This is a genomic window from Flavobacterium sp. GSA192 (genome assembly GCF_006386525.1).
In the GTDB taxonomy this organism is placed as follows: domain Bacteria; phylum Bacteroidota; class Bacteroidia; order Flavobacteriales; family Flavobacteriaceae; genus Flavobacterium; species Flavobacterium commune.
Map to the genome: position 1 here is coordinate 94,239 of NZ_VAHC01000006.1, position 18,483 is coordinate 112,721.

The 18,483-nt window shown below is 32.2% G+C and carries 10 protein-coding genes; 3 read left to right on the top strand and 7 right to left on the bottom strand.

The window, feature by feature from the left end:
- Positions 1 to 19: 19 nt before the first annotated feature.
- Genes FDM27_RS13125 through FDM27_RS13135 form a run of 3 tightly spaced genes read left to right on the top strand, consistent with a single transcriptional unit; the run spans position 20 to position 3,934 of the window.
- On the top strand, positions 20 to 2,212 hold the full coding sequence (locus FDM27_RS13125; RefSeq protein WP_140487114.1) for a type II secretion system protein GspD: 2,193 nt from the start codon (positions 20 to 22) through the stop codon (positions 2,210 to 2,212).
- Positions 2,212 to 3,408: a PilN domain-containing protein gene (locus FDM27_RS13130; protein WP_140487116.1), complete on the top strand. Its 1,197-nt coding sequence runs from the start codon at positions 2,212 to 2,214 to the stop codon at positions 3,406 to 3,408. Before FDM27_RS13125 ends, FDM27_RS13130 begins: the two co-directional genes overlap by 1 nt.
- 1 nt (position 3,409) lies before the next feature.
- A complete protein-coding gene (locus FDM27_RS13135; RefSeq protein ID WP_140487118.1) occupies positions 3,410 to 3,934 on the top strand; it encodes a general secretion pathway protein in 525 nt (174 codons plus the stop codon).
- Between the two features lie 648 nt (positions 3,935 to 4,582).
- Here the strand turns inward: FDM27_RS13135 and FDM27_RS13140 are convergent.
- The 7 genes from FDM27_RS13140 to FDM27_RS13170 all read right to left on the bottom strand — a co-directional run bounded on the left by FDM27_RS13140 (position 4,583) and on the right by FDM27_RS13170 (position 18,398).
- Positions 4,583 to 5,482, bottom strand: coding sequence for a transposase (locus tag FDM27_RS13140; RefSeq protein ID WP_255510539.1), 900 nt, complete (start codon positions 5,480 to 5,482; stop codon positions 4,583 to 4,585).
- 26 nt (positions 5,483 to 5,508) lie between these two features.
- Positions 5,509 to 5,766, bottom strand: coding sequence for a hypothetical protein (locus FDM27_RS13145; RefSeq protein WP_140487120.1), 258 nt, complete (start codon positions 5,764 to 5,766; stop codon positions 5,509 to 5,511).
- 509 nt (positions 5,767 to 6,275) lie between these two features.
- The gene (locus FDM27_RS13150) at positions 6,276 to 10,694 is read right to left on the bottom strand and encodes a DUF6443 domain-containing protein (protein WP_140487123.1); all 4,419 of its coding nucleotides are present in this window, start codon (positions 10,692 to 10,694) and stop codon (positions 6,276 to 6,278) included.
- A gap of 8 nt (positions 10,695 to 10,702) precedes the next feature.
- Entirely contained in the window at positions 10,703 to 11,140 is a 438-nt protein-coding gene (locus FDM27_RS13155) for a hypothetical protein (protein ID WP_140487125.1), read from the bottom strand.
- A 2-nt stretch (positions 11,141 to 11,142) separates the two neighbouring features.
- Positions 11,143 to 14,511 carry an RHS repeat protein gene (locus FDM27_RS13160; protein ID WP_140487127.1) on the bottom strand — a complete coding sequence of 1,123 codons (3,369 nt, stop codon included), beginning with the start codon at positions 14,509 to 14,511 and terminating at the stop codon, positions 11,143 to 11,145.
- Between the two features lie 364 nt (positions 14,512 to 14,875).
- Complete coding sequence (locus tag FDM27_RS13165) at positions 14,876 to 16,957, bottom strand: type IA DNA topoisomerase (protein WP_140487129.1); 2,082 nt, start codon at positions 16,955 to 16,957, stop codon at positions 14,876 to 14,878.
- 19 nt (positions 16,958 to 16,976) lie between these two features.
- Positions 16,977 to 18,398, bottom strand: a complete 1,422-nt coding sequence (locus FDM27_RS13170; protein WP_140487131.1) for a DUF3945 domain-containing protein — start codon at positions 18,396 to 18,398, stop codon at positions 16,977 to 16,979.
- Positions 18,399 to 18,483: the final 85 nt, after the last annotated feature.

An 18,483-nucleotide genomic window follows, 5' to 3' on the forward strand; every position in this document is an offset into this window, starting at 1 on the left:
AATTCAATTATACGCTTTCATGAAGAAAATTACCATATTCCTTTTACTATTCCTTTTTCAGTTAGGCTACTCTCAAGAAAATAGAATACAGCAAATAAAAAACAATATTGAAGCCATTAGTACTGATGTAAAAGGCTTGTCTGAAAAAGTAAACATAAATATCAAAGAGACTTCTCTTTCCAGTTTTTTATTAGCTGTTTCGGAAATTCATAAAGTCAACATAAGCATTTCACCAGAACTGAATGGTAAAAATATCGTTAATAATTTTTCGGATGTAACCGTAGGTGATTTATTGATTTTCCTTTGCAAAGAATATAACCTTACTATTGAATTCACTGGTAATATCCTTGCGATAAAACCATTTATAAAAGCGGTTGAAGTAGCTGTAAAAAAACCAATAATTGTTTCTTATGATGCTTCAAATGATTTTCTATCATTGGATTTAAAAAAAGATCCTTTATATGATGTTTTCAAAAAAATCATGGACGAGAGCGGAAAGAATATTGTATTTGCTCCTGGATTAGAAAATCAATTATTGCAGGTATATATCAAAAACATGCCTTTTGATGCTGCTTTAAATAAATTAGCATACGCTAACAACTTAAGTGTAACAAAAACCAGAGATAATTTTCATGTTTTTGACCAATTAGAAGGAAACTATACTCCTGCAAGCGGAACAGACGGCAACACCAACACGAATGCTATTCGTCAAAACAAACCACAAAGAGCCAGAAAATCAAACTTCTTCTTCAACATTGTCGATGCCGATAAAAAAATGATTGATGTCGATTTTGAAAACACTCCGATTTCAAGTATCATCTATGATATAGGACACGAATTAGATATTGATCTTTTTATTTCCAGTCCATTAGAGAGTGCTGGCAATGCTACGGTGAAAGCTAAAAATATCAGCTTTGATGCACTACTTGATAAATTATTTGAAACTAAAACCGAAAGCAAAACAGCATCAAATGATAATCCATCACAAACAGCTTATAATAATACTGGAAACGGGAATAGAAATGCTGGTAGCGCAAATGATAGTTACACCTATAAAAAGTCTGGAAACATTTATTATTTTGGAACTAAAAGCCAACTCATTATTAGAAACATCAAATCCATTCCATTAATGCACCGTTCTATTGAGTTGTTGAGCGATCCGTCTAAAGAAGGCAGAACCGCTGGAAAAATAAATGCAAATGCTAATAATTTTTCCAGTTATAATAACAACTCATTAGACTTTAAAAACAATGCTAATTTCCCCTCACAGAATAATAATTCCAATGTAGGAAATAATTCAAATTCGAATGGCAGTAATCCTTCCGAATCGATTTTAACCATAATCCCTGACGAAATAAAAGCAGATTTGGATATCAAAATTGACAAAGAATTAAATAGTTTTATAGTTAATGGTCCTGCTGCTAATATTGAACGTTTTGAATCTTTTATCAAATATATCGACAAAGCGGTACCTGTTATCTTAATTGAGGTAATGCTACTTGAAAGCAACAGAAGTGCTACTGTAGAAACCGGTATCAATGCCGGTATTGGAGATAAACCCGTAACTACTTCAGGAACTGTTTTTCCTAATGCTGATATTACTCTTGGTGCCACAACCATCAATAAAATCATCAATGGATTTGATGGTTTTGGGTCTTTGAATGTGGGTAGCGTAGTTCCTAACTTTTACCTAAGCCTAAAAGCGATGGAAACCAATGGCAATCTAAAAATCCGCTCCTCCCCTAGATTATCTACTTTAAACGGACACAAAGCCTTTTTATCTATTGGTGAAACTACTTATTACGTAGTAACGAATCAGAATTTTTATGGTTCTCAAATCCCACAAGCTTCTGAGGTTAAAAACTACCAATCCATTGATGCCGAATTATCGGTAACTATTATGCCTTTGGTTTCAGGAGATGGACAAATTACGATGGACATTAAAGTAATCCAATCTAGTTTTAATGGTCAAAAGGTGGATAAAGATGCCCCTCCGGGAATAAATTCAAGAGAGTTCACTTCCATTATCCGTGTCAAGGATCAAGACATCATTGTATTAGGAGGTCTTGAAGAATCGGTAAAAAATGATTCTGGAACAGGAGTACCTTTATTGTCGAGAATTCCTGTTATCAAGTGGTTGTTCAGCTCCAGAAAAAGAGAAGATTCTAAGAAAAAATTATCGGTATTAATTAAACCTACAGTTATTTACTAATGAAATTCCCATCGTTATCTGCTATTTTATTAGGCAATCAATATATAAGCATTGAACATTTCTCCACTAATGGCGAAGAAATGATTGCAATCTTATTGGTTGAAAATAAAAAAGAGGAATTACGCATTGTGAAAAAAGACAAGGTGAATTACAATGGAACTATTCCCGATAAATGGGATAAAAAACTTCCTTTTATTCTAACAGTCAATACCAATCAGGTTATACAAAAAGAAGTAGCAGGCACAGATGTAGCCGATGAAAAACTATTACATAAAGCTTTTCCTAATACCAATTGGGATGAATTTTATTTTGAAATCTGGCGATTGCAAACCAAATCAATAATCGCAATTAGTAGAAAAACCTATATCGAACCACTCATAGAAGAATATGCAAAACAAGGAATTACTATTGCTGGAATCAATCTTGGTGTATGTTCTTTATCTGAAATTATTTCTTATACCGAAAAAGATACTTTTACAACGAATCATCAAACGGTTTCCTGGAATGAAGACAATCCAATTATAACCGCTACTTCTGAAAATTCAGAATCAAACTATGAGATAAACGGACTATCGATACAAAGCAGTCACATGCTGGCTTTTTCAGCCATATTAGGCTTTTTAGTCCAAAACTCTAAAAACACAGGTAATACAATTGAATTAAGCCAGAAAAAATACAATGATTACCTTCAACATCGTTTCTTTTCAAAAGGGGGCAAGCTAATGGTTGGAATACTTTTAGGAATCTTACTGATTAATTTCTTTGTATTTTCACATTATTACAACGTAGCACAAGAAACGGATGTCAATTTGATGCTGAACAAATCCTCTCTCGAAGAAATTAGCCAAACCAAACAACGCATCCTTTCTAAAGAGCAAAAACTAAAAACAGTCATAGCAGGTACTCAATCACAAAGTACTGCCCTACTCAACGAAATTGCCAAACGTGTTCCTGCTTCTGTTTTGTTAACGGAATTGGTTTACCAACCTCTTGAAAAAAAGATTAAAGCAGAGGAAACCATAAGCACTTCCGATAAAATTATAACTATTTCTGGAACAACAGTCAATAACCTTGATTTCACAGTATGGATTGAAGGCATCGAAAAATTGAGCTGGATCAATGAAGTAGTGATTACTCATTTTGGAAAAAATGACGCTAACGAAACCCAATTTGCTATTAAACTAATTTTAAGATAAAATGAAGTTAAACCAGAAAAACAAACTGTTACTATTGGGTTTTCTTTTAGCATTGTACATTTGCTATTCTTTTGCTATTACAAAAACCATAAAATATTATAAAGAATACCAATCTAAAAACGAACTAATAACAGAAAACACGGCAACACCAAAACTAGCTTTTCAATTACACCAAAAAGAAAACCAATTGGATAATCTTTTATCGCAATACAATGTCAGCTCTTCTGAAACTTTCCAAAATGATTTACTAAAGCAATTGAATAGCTTTTGTGACAAACACCATCTTAAAATTACCGATTTCAAAGAACCGCATATCATTTCTAATAAAGAATTCAAAAACAGCAGCTATATTTTTTCTTTAGAAGGTTCTTTTAATGGCTGCTTATCCTTACTCAATAAAATTGAAAATAGCCCTAATCTGGGCAACATCAAACATTTGAATTTCATCAAAAAAAAGAATTTTAAAACGAATGCGGATCAGTTGTTTGTTGAGGTAGTTTTACAGAAAAATAGTGGCATGAATTAACCAATTATTCGACCGTTTAATCATGAAAAAATTACGCGTTTAAGATAAGCAAAAGAGAAACGAGGTTTTTCCCTCTATTGATACCGCTAAAAAAATTGCTGATGCCCTTGGAGTGTCTTTGGATTATTTAGTTGGAGAGACTAGCCAAATTTCATTTGATAAAAGAACTCTTGAACGTATTCAGGAACTCGAACTTTTAGAAGAAAGTAAAAAACAAACGCTCTATGATTTGATTGATACTTATATTCGAGATTTTAAAACTAGAAAAGCATTTGCTAGGCACATTCAGAAGTAAGTCAACTTATGAGTAAAACATAAAAAAATGATCGATTTTGATTTTCAATTTCGGTCATTTTTGTTTTTTTAGGCTCATTAATACCTTTTTTAGGTCAAAAACTGGATTTTTAGTACCAACAAGACATAGTTATCCCTGGAAGTTAATTTCTGTTTTTTAAGCTGCTATTTCTAACGATTTCTTAAAAATTCTTCTTCCTATTTCTAAGGCATTTGCTGTATGGATTCCAAAGAAAATCCAGAGTATTTCACTTTTTTGAGTTTTGGCTTTGATTTTTTTCAGATTGTAATGTTCCTTTTCTTTGCCAAAACTTCCCTCTAATCGGGTAGCGCATTCTTTTTTGATTTCTTTGGCTAAAATTTTACGCTGTTCTTCGTTTTTACCAGCTTTTCCTTTTCTGATAAAATCGGTTTGAATTTTATAACCAGAGGTAAATGTCCGGTTTTTGTTAGTAGCATACCTGTCTGCCGACAGGCAGGAATAGCATCTGCTCCAAGCATTTTAATTTTAGTTTTAGTGAGGTTTTGGGCGCAAAACACACTACTTTGCAAACGGGTTCCTTCATTAAAAGCCCTATATTGAATGTGTTCTATAAAATTGATTCCGTCTATTTGAATTTTATTCACTTTGACTCCAAATTCTACCTGTTTAACTTCTTTTCCTCTAACTATTGGTCGGATGTAGCTTTTACTGATGCTTACAATTCTATCAGGAACACTTTTTCCTGTTTTAAATATTTGTGTCTGTTGTTGGTAAACTTTGGCAATAATAGTACGTTGTTGTTTGTATTTTGCTGTTGCTTCAAAAGAATTTTGGTTCTCGATTCTACTGAGTTCTGCGTTAAGTTTGTACAATAATTTCAGTAGTCCACGGGTAACTTTAATTTTTAATTTTGATTGTTTTTTTCTCTTTTTGGAATATTCATTATAGCGTCTGCACCAATCCAAATATTTGGTTCTGGGCAATTTGATTTTCAAAATGCGACATAAGGATTCCATTTGTTTATAGTTCCATTGAACACATTCCCAAAGCAATTTTTGATTGGTTGGAAAACGTACTTCGCTTTCATAGCAAGTCGCATCGGTAAACATTTTATCCAAATCTTTCATGTAAGGAATCCAGCTCTTAGCAAGGATTTCCTGAGATTTGCGAATGTTTAAATTCTTGGAAAGTTCCATTCTGATTTGACTCACGATTTTATAACTGGTCAGTGGTTTATCTAAAGGAATTAAAATATCGCAAAAAAACTGCATGAAAATATTTCCGTTTAAAAGCTCGATTAGTTCTTATCCGAGCAACCGTAGTAGTTTTTAAGCATCATCAGGGCAATTTTTCCCTTAGGACTAAAATAGCAATGAGTTCCTTTTTTAGAATCTTTCAATTTGAAAGTCTGACTAAGTTCAGAAAAAGGTGTGGAAAGGTAAATTTTACCTAAATCGGTTTTTAAAAAATTGGCGTAAAAACCATCAAAATCTTTATTGAGGGTAAAAATGGGAATTTCGTATTGAAATTCGCTTAAACGTGTTATTTTTGGCATCGCATATTAAAGAAAAACCCCGTTTTTGACTCTTTTTGAGTAATTTCGGGGTTTGTTTCTTCTAATATAAGACGTATTATACTGAAAAACAATAGTTTATTTTATTATGAATGTGCCCAAATATGTATCCAATACTACAAATTGTTGGTTAGTTTAAAATAATTAGTCATCAATACATCAGATACATTACAAAAAAAAACAGATGAATAAACAACGTGATATAAATACCTTTTCTTAAAAATTCTGCTTTAAAAAAACAAAATAGTGAGCAAATTATTGCTAACATAAATATCCAACATAGACAATAGAAAATAAGAATATCATCCAATGATCCAATTAATAATGTTTTACCTTTTCGAAAATAAATTAATTTGTAAATTTCTTTAGATAAATTTGAAAATAAAAACTTAAATAAAATAATTTTAGAATCCCAAAAATAAAAAAGTATATAAAAAAAAGGAATAATAACTATTTTGTATTTTTCAAAAGATGTTTTCATATGCTATTAATTAAAAACTTGCTGAAGTATTATAAAACTTTCCATTATGTCCATATATAATTTTATCATTTACAAGAATAAATGAATTATAAGAATGAACTGTTCCGTCTTCGAATTTAATTTCTGATTTAGGTAAGCCATAGGGTGTTATTTTTAAACCTTGTTTTTTTGAGTCGCCTTCTACAAGAATTCCATTTTTTTCTATAATAAAACCAGCATTTTCGCTAAGCGCTAATTTTCCAGCAAAGGTTCTATTAATTTTAAATTTTGTTTCAGAAACTCTTTCAATATTACTAATTAATTTTTTAGCCAAAGTAGGTATACCCAGCCCAAAATCATCAATATCAATTTTAGCCCCTTTTTTGTGTTTTTTCAACATTTTTTTTACCTCCTCTTCAGTTGTTGATTTCTGTTTCTGCACATTGCTCTCTTCAGATTCTCCAATTTCAGAAGCCATACTTCCATTATCACTATCTGAATTATAATATCCATCTGGTCTAGAAGCTGCTATCCATTCTGCATCACTTAAATCAGATATACCCATAGTATTTTTCCTAAGCTTCTCTAATTGGGCTAATGGTACTCCACCAATAGCTTCCATCCCATCAGGATCAATAAAATAAACAGGATTATCCAGAGCATAATTATAAGGAGAAAAACGCCTTGATTTTTCTGCCAAAGGATCTATATTCATCCAGCGACCCAAAGCGGGGTCATAATTTCGAGCATGATAGTCATACCAGTTTAATTGTTGTCCTACTATATTGTCATCTTGCAGTTCTTTGCCGTTGTACTTATATTTATAGCTAGTTTGGTTCACAACTTCACCTGCTACTTTGTGCTTCAAACCAAAAGGATAATAAGCACTTTCTTCAACAATTTCAGCCGTTGTCACAACTCCATCATTGTTACTGTCCTTATAACTCAATCGTACATTTCCCAAATGATCTTTGTACTGGTAAATGTATGAAAAAGTTCCGTTATTATTTTCAGCATATCCTTCAGCAGTTGGAAAAAACTTTAAAACTTCTGAATTAGCACCTAATTTTTCATATTGAAATCCTCCTGCATAATCAGTGATTATGCCCGCTGCTATCTTGCGCTGTTTTGCTCCTGTAGCATCATAATCATAATGAATAGTCCCTCCTTCAAAGGTTACATCGGTAGGTAAATTCAAATGATTGTATGCAATTGTAGTGATACCTTTATTATCATCCCTATTCATATTACCATTAGCATCATAATTATACTCCTGAGTTGTATGACTGCTATCTTTAAATCCTTCGGTACTTCCCGAGCTATCCTCAACACTAAATAATTTATTACCTGAATCATAAACATAAGTCAGATTATCCATAATGCCTAGTTGGCTAGCAATATCATCCGTATATCCTTTACGTAACAGACTCATAATATTTCCATTCTTGTCATAACTCAGGCTTTCATTGTATCTAGCCATATTATCAACGGCACTACTCAACCTATTTAAATCATCATAACTATAAATATAGTTCTTTAAACTCGTGTCCGTATTTAACGTTTTCCAAATGGTTTGACTGATATTTCCATTAAATAATGCCTTAGTCAAATCAGTTGGATTATTATAATTAATTTTAAAAGCAAATAAATCATTTCCAATAGTGTTTACATCATTAATTCCTTTAAGCCAACCACGAGCATTATAGTTATAATCTACCGTTTGCAAGCGATTTGCAGCTGTCGCTTTTCCTCCAACTCCTTTTTTACTAAGTTGACCTAATTGATCATATTCATTAGTAAAAATACGTTCTTCATCTTGGTTGTTTATTTTTTGTGTTTGGGTCAACAAACGTCCCTGATTATCATAAGTAAAAGAATCTACCACTGTAGTAATCATATTATTTCTCTGATGTGTATTTGTGGTTTCTATTACTTTTCCTGTAAAATCATATTTACTTTTTACAGCATTGATAGCTTCTAAAAAATTATTCTTACTAGAATTAAAAATCAGCCTTCCTTTAACATCATAGTAATTCACATTAGTAATCCAATTTGTAGTTCCCAGAATACGTACTTTACCTCCAGTAGCTAAGCCTTTTACATTAGTAATTGGCGTTTCTCCGTAAGAAACAACAGAAGTTCCTCCATCTATATCAAAAATATAATCATCATAATAGTTGATGGTAAATAAGTTTATGTCTGCATTAGGAAACACATTGTTACTGTAATACACCGTAGTGCCATTGATAGAATTACTGCCCGTTTTAGTTTCAAACAAAGTTGTAGCTGTATCAACCAAACCTTGTAAATCCACACGACTATTTTGGGTTATTTTAGTATATTCGCCACTATAAACAGGACGATTAAAAACATCATATTTGGTAAACAACCACTTGTTTTGAGCTTTTAAATTAGCATCTTGAGTTAAAACAGGACGATCTAATTTATCATACACTATATACTCCCATTGCTTTCCTGGTAATTTCTTTTCCACCAAACGGTTTCTCTGATCATACTTATACTGATATCCTAAATCACTAAGCAGGCTATTTATTGTTGATACTGATGCTGTTGTTGCTTCCATTTTAGGAGGAAAAACATAAGTTAAATTACCATAATCATCATAAACATAATAGGTATCGTGTGGGATATTAGCATCATAAGTACGCTTTAAAACAACACGCCCTTGCTTGTCCTTGAACTCTTCGGTAGTATGGTTATATCCACTAACCCAATTTTCATCTTTAGTAATCATCTTATATAGTTCATATTCTGAATAATAAGATATTGAATTCTGAAGTACCGGAACGTAGGTAACTGTGTTATTAACTATGGATTTACCTAAAACCACTTCATAAGATCTTACTTGATCAGTCTCAAGATTAGTCAAATAGTTAAATTTAATTTCATGACCTGCTCCTATGGCCCAATCTTGACCTGGAGATGCCTGTTTTAACACACGGCTAAGTGGTGATGCCTCAAGTTCCTTCTCTGAATAAGGACTAGTATTGTATTCATATTTATCTACAAAATAAAAATTTTTAGTCAAAGCATCAATATCTCCTGTTCTAAACATACCGCAACTATTTTCATCTGCATAAGGTAAATACTCTTTGGTTTGCCTCCCAAGAGCATCATAAGCAATATGGGTAATAATATCTTTATTACCAAAACCACTTGCACGAACAGCAACTTTTTGCTTAGGTCTTCCGAAACTATCAAAATAAGTAACCGATTCTTGCTTTTCTGAACTGACTAAACTCGAAATATCCGTTGTTGCAGTTTGTGGAATAATAGTATGAATGTAATTTTCATTACTAAGTCCTGCACAAATAATTGATTGTGCATTTACCGTTACACTTGCTGATGGAGAAGAACTAGTACCTCCTGATGTAGCTACTATAACATAAGTCCCCTGAGGAGCTGTAACCACAGCTCCTGAAATAACAACTCCAGTTGAAGGATTAGCTGAATAGCTATAAGAAGCATTATAATTCGTTATTGTAAAACTTCCGGTACTTGTAGTAGAAGTAGGTTGTGTAACTGTGCTTAAAGTTGGTGTAACGACTCCTAATGGTTGAGCATTAATAACAACATTTGCAGAAGGAGCTGATGTACAGGTTGAAGTTGAAACTGTAAAATTATAAGCATTGGATGCTGTTAATCCTGATACTGTTGTGCTTGTCCCTGTACCTGATATACCCCCGGGATTAATTGTCCATGTCCCCGTACTAGGTAAACCTGATAGTACAACACTTCCTGTTGGAGTACTCGAAGTAGGTTGCGTAATAGTTCCCACTAATGGAGCGGGATTTCCAATAGTATAAGATACACTACTAGAAGCAGCACTCCATGTACCATAATCCTCTCCATAGTCTGCAATAGATTTAGCTCTTAAAAAATACTGATTCCCACTAGTGAGTGTTATTGTAGAAGCTGAATTGGCGGTACTGGTGCCATCGGCTGTACTTTGCCAATACCATATAACATCATTAACAAATCCCCATCCATATGGATAACTACTAGTAAAAATTGGAGGACTAGTTCTTTGCAAAACCACTTCATTACAACTAGCACTTAATACTGTAGGTTCAGTAGGAGTAGGTGGTAATACAGCAACAGTTGTTTCATCATAATAATACTGATCTGTATTAACATTGTAATAGGAAACATTAAACCATACAGCTTTCTCTATATAAATATCCCAGAGAACATTTACAGTTGATTCATAACCTGTATCGTTATTTAGTACATTAACATCACCACCCCACCAAATCTCCTCATAATCTCCTACCATATTTCCTAAAGTATAGCTTACCGTTTCTCCATAGTTAACCGTAGTAGGTCCCTGAATATGATATTGCTGGGCATGAATTGGATTAGTACACAATAATACGACCAATGTTATTATCCAAATAACAAAGTATCTATTTACTTTTTTATTATTCATAGTATTCCTTATTGCACTTTTGTAAAATACCAAGTACCCAAAATAGGTTTCGCTTTACCATTATTTATCGGTTTCAAAACTAATGATGTTGCAGACAACATTACAACTGTTAGATTTTCAGTATGCTTTGAAGAACTCATCAATAATTTACTCCCATTTATGGCATTTACATTCCATGTTCCCGGAACTTGTTTCCCGCTTGCTAAACGAAGTAAATAATTACCTCTACTATCAAAAGTAAGCTGTCTGTTTTTAAAACTACTTTCTAATCCTACTTGTAATCTTTGATTCTTTTCATATACTTTTTTTGCTCCGGCATCCATATTAGCTACTGAAATGGGGTAATCAAAAATCCAAGTACCAACCAATTGTTCTTTTTGAATTTGGGCAAATCCAGCATTACAACTAAAAATAAATAATACAATATATGTAAATATGTTTTTCATAACTATTCTAGGGTTTTATAATGATAATCATTAACAGAAAGAATTTTACCATCCTGATCCTTAACTTTTTTTAAGCGATTAAATGCGTCATATTCATAAAAAACTGTATAACCTTTTGAATCAGTCATACTAGTTATTCCAACAAGTGGTTTATAAGTATATGTTGTAATAAGTGATTGTTGTATATTTACATCTGAACTATTACGTAATGTATTCAATGCAACCCGTACTTGCTCATCTGTTTCTATAGAGGAATCAGTAACATTCTGAATCGTTGCGATTAAATCCGATGGAATGTTTGAATAAGAAATATTTTCTAATTTAGCTACTGGAAGTGTACTTTTATACCCCCAGATATAACTAACTTTCATACCATTCGATTGTTCTACTTCTAATAAATTGCCATTAAGATCATAACGATTGTACTTTAGCCTGTCTTCAAGTACAGCCGCATCTTTTGAGGTTTGAACTTTTTTTGGTAAAATAACCCCATTACCTATATCCTCATAAACTGTTTTTTGTTTTGATAGTTCAATTTCTTGATTTGTACCAACTTTCTTGAAAATAGTTTTCTCAATTGGTAATCCGATTATATTCTTGCTAACCATTGACGCACTTACTGAATCATTAAAATCAAAAGGGTATTTTATCTTTTCAATTATTTCTGTATTATTGATCGAAGATGAAGTAGATTGCTTGTTCGAAGTAAATTGTATTAAATCTTTTGAATTATAACTGTAATTTGTTTCAGAAATAATATTATTACCATCATCAGTGCTCAACGTAGTAACTTCTTTCGCTCGTAAAGGCCATTCGACTTGATAATAATATTCTAAAATTTTTCTACCAACTACTATAGACCCCGGATCTACTATACCTTTATCCTTAAATGCTTTTATTATATTACTATTGAATGAGGAGGCGTAAGTAAAATCCTTTTTCTCCACTAGTGTATTAAAAATATTGGGGTATTCGCATTTATATTTTTCAATAGATTTGATTAGTCCATTTGTATAATTTATATAACGAGGAGAGTCTGGAAATTTATCATCAAAAAAATCAGACTCATTATCATTATAAAAAATATATTTAATTTTAGAAATATTATCATTTTCATCAAAGTTTGACTCTTCCTCTACCCAATCATAACCTATAATATTCCCTCCATTAAATGTAGATAAAGGAGTTTTAGATTCTGATACTTGTGCTAAAGGAGTTCCTTGAGGAAATAAAAATTCTGGCACACCTCCACGAGGAAGAAAACTACACAAAACTGGCTGAACTAGCATACTACCTATCGGATACTTATATTTTTTAATTTTTGAATCAACTATTTCTTTTATACGTATTCCTCCCCCATTATATGGCCCATGCGAAACTCCATTTGTTGGCAAAACATATTTATCATAATATAATGTCCAACCTGCATATACATCACGAGGAGGAGTGTATGCTTTAAATTCGTATGTCCCCGGTTGTAATGTAAAATGTCGTTCTACTAAAATGATTTCACTTCCTTCTCCTTGTGGCTGCGATGAAGTAGATTCCCAAACTGGTGGACATGTGTAAGTAAAAATACTAGTTGCTGTTGGACTTACCTTCCTTAGCTCACCTAATGGATTACCATAACTTTCGTAATTATAAGTTAAATCTCTAGTACCTAAAACATTTTCTAAAGTACAATTAATTTTTATAGTAGTTTCTTGTTCAATTTGAAAGGTGTATGTATCTTGGTTAGGATATTCCACATATACGTAATCATTTGAAATATAATTATTAAACACAGATAAATTCTTATATACACTATAAGGATCGGTATGGGAGGCTTCATAAGTATTATCCTCAAAATACGATGAGGAAAATGTATTGCTCTCAAATTTAAATTCTGAATTACCTCCTGTAGGATATGATATTTTTTTTAAGGTTCCTATAATTGCTTTATCAAAAAGTGCATCTTTTTTAACTCCGTTATATGTTTCATTATTTAGTAATCTAAGTCCTATATAATAATTTTCACCATAACTTTTACCATTTTGAAAACCCCAATAATCAACATTTTTAGAGTTTTTTGGAGGAAAACTTCCATCATAATAAGTAAATGAATATCCCTTATTTAAGGGTTGACTTAAAGCATAGTACTCGGTTATTTTGTTCAATTTAAGCCTTTTAAAAACATGTTGAAATTTTAAATTGCCTTGAGAATCTCCAGAATAATCATCATTAAAGTAATTATAATCCAATTTGTATGATTTTACTAAAGTATTATTGTTATTGTAAATAGAAAATGAATCCAACTTCTTACTTGTGCCTTTTATATCAAGTCGATCAGAACAATTAAATTCAACACGCCCGAAATCTCCTTCTATCTTACTTAATCGTAAAGCTGTATTAACTATTTTTGATTTATAATAATAAAGGTAACTTTGACCATTACGCCTATAATTTTCACATGATTCCTGAGTTGGTAAATATTGTTTTTCAGTATCATAAGTAAAGGTTATTTCCCTACCATGTCTCGTTGTTATTTTACTTAAACACCAACTACTTATCATTTTATATGGATTATATGAACCTGAAAAAGAGTCGTTATAATATCTATCCCAAGCTACAAAATCTAATGCGTCACCATCAATATCATCATACCTAGTTAAGCTTGAATGGATATTCTTATTTAAGAATCCAACTTTAGAAAAACTTTCTGTAATCTCATGCTTGTCATAAAAATATTGATTTCCCTCTTGGTCAGTTATTTTAAATTTAACCGAAGAATCTCTAAGTACTTCGATTTTCAAATTATGAGATTTATCAAACAAAACAGCACCTCTTGATTTATCAAGTATAAATTTACCATTTATACCTGGCAAATTATAGTAAAAGATATCAGGCTCTGTATCATAAATTAATCTACTTTCCATAGGCATGTAATATGAAATAGGAGGGTCATAATGTGTTTGGGAAACCGCATCATGCTCTGGAGTTGTATAATATCCTCCTATTACTGTTGGATGATTGTAATCTGTTTCATCCCCATTTAAAAAATCATCTACACAATTAGTAGTTCTTGAAATTCTACTCCCCACATTAAGTGACCAACCTAAACCAACCCACGTAGCTTCTTGATCTACTTTAATTCCTGATGCGTGATAATTAAGTGAAATAGGTAATTTAAGACCATCTACATCTATTTCGTAAAGAGGAATATTAATATTAGGAACACCTGTATAGTGAGACACTGGAATATCACCATATTTTGCAAATTCAGCCGCATTAGGAGACATCGGAACTACATGAGGAAAAGCAATATCTTGATTTTGGGCAAACGAATATTTCATTCCTAAAATTACAAACAATAAGGCAACTAATCTTTTCATATTTTTTAGTATTGGTTTTAATCCTCTTTTTTTACTTTAATGACGTATACTCATGTTTAAAATTCTAAAAACAACTTCAAAAGGAATAAAATTTTAACATATTTTCATACAATACTAAAAAATTAAATTTTAATTAACAAGTTTAAATCTGACATTTTTTACTTACACCACAATAAAAAAACAATAAAATTCACTCCAAAACTTCATATAAATAAAGACAAAATCATTAATAAATTGAAATAAAAAAAATTACAAAAAACAAAAAAAAAACAACTAATCTTATAAAAAAAAATACACTCATTATCATTACTTACTGAAAAGTAAGAAAACAAATAGCTTCAAAAAAACTATCCTAATTTTTAAATCATCGCCTTTTTTTGTTTTCAGGAAAAGTAAAAGTGGTCTCCCCTTTTTCATCCATTTCGATATAAGCGTTGAATTTTTTTCCGGATTTACTGGTCATACCTTTGATGAGATTAGTTCTACCCTTAGTTATCAAAGTTTCTAAATCTAAAAAGCTTAACTGTATGCCGCATATATTTCGGAATTGAACCCAATTACAACTTTCATCTGAACATTTTATCAATTTATCCCGAATTACTAATTTCTGAATTTTACATCTTGGACAAATCAGTTCTGGTTGTTTTTCTTGATCAATAGATAATGTAAGGATTTCTCGTGTAATAGTCATTGTAAAATCTTCCATCTCTTTTTGAAATAGGGCAACATCTACTTCATTGTTTTCGATTTTTTGCAAAGCTAGTTCCCAATCTGCCGTCATAGTAACATCAGCAATCTTTTTATCTCTTACCCATTCGTAAACCTTCAATCCTTTTTCTGTAGGTAGTAAAAACTTCTTATCCCGTTTGATATACTCTCTTTTTAAAAGTGTTTCAATAATAGTGGCTCTTGTTGCCGGGGTTCCAATTCCTATTCCTTGTAAAGCCTTTCGCTCTTGTTCACTTTCAATCTGATTAGCTGCATTTTCCATTGCTCCCAATAAGCTAGCCTCGGTATAAAGGACTGGTGGTTTTGTTTGCTTTTCCAAAACTTTCGTTTCTTTTATTTTTAACTCATCTCCTATTTTTAGTTCCGGTAAATCCTGGACGGGATTGTTATCCTCATCGATAAAACTTCCCTTAATGAATCTCCAACCTGCATCAATAATTTTACATCCTTTTAGTGAAAAATCATAATGTGCCACTTGCAAGGCAACATCTGTTATTTCTTTTAAACAAACAGGAGACACTGCTTCTAATAAACGATAGGCAATCATTTCATAAATGGCTTTCTCTTTTGCAGCTAAAGCGGAAGGCATTTTATCAGTAATCAATAAACCATGATGATCGGTTACTTTTAGATCGTTAACGATGCGTTTATTCAAACGTCCTCTTTTCATTTTAGGCACTACATCTCTAAACTTATCTATTTCTTCTAATATCCCTATTAAATTGGGAATTTCTGCCCACATATCCTCGGGAATATATTTACTCCCTGTACGTGGATAGCTGATAAATTTCTTCTCATAAAGACTCTGGGCAATAGTAAGAGTTTCTTCTGCTGAAAGATTCAATTTAATGTTAGCTTCTTTCTGTAATGCTGTAAGATCAAATAATAAGGGTGGTTGTTCATTAACAATCTTCTTTTCAAGAGCTGTGACCGTAGCCATTCCATGTCGTTGAATGAATTTCAGTGCATGATCAGCCTGTTTAATATCATCCCATTTGGTTAAAGAAAGACTTTTGAAATCAATAAAATCCTTTCGATGTTCTAACTCAATTTGCCAAAATTTCTTAATTGTGAATGCTTTATTTTCTATGAACCTTTTACAAATAAGTGCTAATGTTGGGGTTTGCACTCTTCCCAAAGAATAAATTCCACTTCCGGCAGCAACTGTCAAAGCTTGTGAGGCATTGATACCTACTAGCCAGTCTGCACGGCTTCTCCCTTGAGCAGCAAAATATAAACCATCAAATTCCTTTCCTGATTTCAGCTTATCAAATCCCTTGAGAATCGCTTTTTCTGTCAATGAGCTTATCCATAATCTCTCGAAGGGTTTGTCGCATTTTAGATACTCATAAATATAACGGAATATCAGTTCTCCCTCACGTCCGGCATCTGTGGCTACAATAATACTTTCACATTTTTTTAAAAGCTGCTCTATGATTTTCAATTGTTTCAATGCTGCTGTATCTGGAACATAACCATCAGTTGTCTTGATTTTACGAGCGGTTAATAAAAAAGGATTAGGTAATATCGGTAAGACTTCTTTTTGAAAACCATTAATACCATAATCATCTGGCATTGCCAGGGTAACTAAATGTCCAAATGCCCAGGTTACCTGATATTCATTCCCTATCAGGTAACCCTCTTTCTTCTCTGTAGCTCCCATAAGCGAAGCTATTTCCCTAGCCACACTTGGTTTTTCTGCAATTACTACTTTCATTTTATAACTTTTAGAATAGCTAGATTTTTCGACCTTTGGATTTAGCCGCTTTAGATTTCTCCTGTTCTTGCTGCTGCTTTTTACTATCCGGATTATTCTGTTCCGTTTTCAAAGGTTCTTTAATATTTTTAGTAGCGTCATTTGTTTTGCCTTCCGAATTAACAGCAACTTGTGTTTTACTTTCCTCTTTGGGTTGGGCTTTTTCTTTTATTTTATTTGGGTTATCGAAAGAAAAATTAGTTTTTGCAGTTTCTTTATCGAATGTGATATAGCCCTGATATTCTTTACCTTTCTTATCAATTAAACCACTTACATATACTGTTTGCCCCTCTTGGAACTTTTGATATTGTTGTTCATCAAGCTCCTTTCCTCTAAACACACGAGGTACATCCTGTTGTTGAGTTACAGATTGCGTATTTTTAGTTCTGTCAAAAAGAAATTCCACATAACATTTATCTGCATTAAATTGAACAGCTGCATCAAAAGGTTCTCCCTTTTTAGAAATCATTCCTTCTATGTACAAAGCTTTACCTTCACTCAATGTCTGCTTTTGTTGTTCATCTAACTTCACACCTTTTATTTCATCAGGTATTTTAATACGGTCTGTACGCAAAGCAATAAGCTCTTTTGTCAATCTATCCACACTAATAATCGAGGGTATTGTTTCTCCATTTTTAGGATTGGTCAAATCAACTACTCGTCCCATATTACCTGTTTTTAGTAAGTTCTCCTTATCTTCTTTAGTAAATTCGTGTCCAAAAAACGGGAAATTTAGCTGTGGTTCTTTACGGATTCCGTGAATAGCAACAACCACCTGCCCTTTATCATTCTGTTGCAACGAAAGTCTGGCATCCATACGGGTAATGGAAGTTCCTAAATCAAGACTTATAGGAACCAATTCATTTGTCTTATATCCTTTTAATAAAGGATCAAGTAGCTTCATTTTTTCAAGTCGTTCTTTGCTTAATCCGAGATTAGACATCGCATTCCAATCAATCTGTTCTAATTTAAAGCGGTATTCACTCGTTTCCGTTGTTGGCTGTGTTGTTTCCATAATATTCTTATTTTCTTGTTTATTATTAATTTTTATCTCATGTTCGCTAAATAGTTTTTCTCGTTCTTGAGTTGGATTATCAACTTCTTTTTGCATTTTATTGGCTACATTAATCCCGTCATGGACAGCTACTTTAAAAAAATTAAAATGAGTTGGATTCTTTAATTGGTTCAGAAAATTTGAAAAAAAATTAGAAAACAAATCACCATGCTTATCGACACGCATAAACTGGTTTTCATTTTTCTTGTTGGCAGTTACCGTTTGTAGTTCACCATTTTTATCTATTCCTTTAACTGCCTCTATTCTCTTTTTTTTCTTGTCAAGTACCAATAAAATATCAGAAAACTGATCTTCAAATTTTGGTGCATCTATAGATTGCTCGCTCATCACAATAGCATTTTTAATTTATAAACCCGAAAATAATGAGATGAAATAACAGCATATACCAAATGACTTTCAATGGCTTTACTTG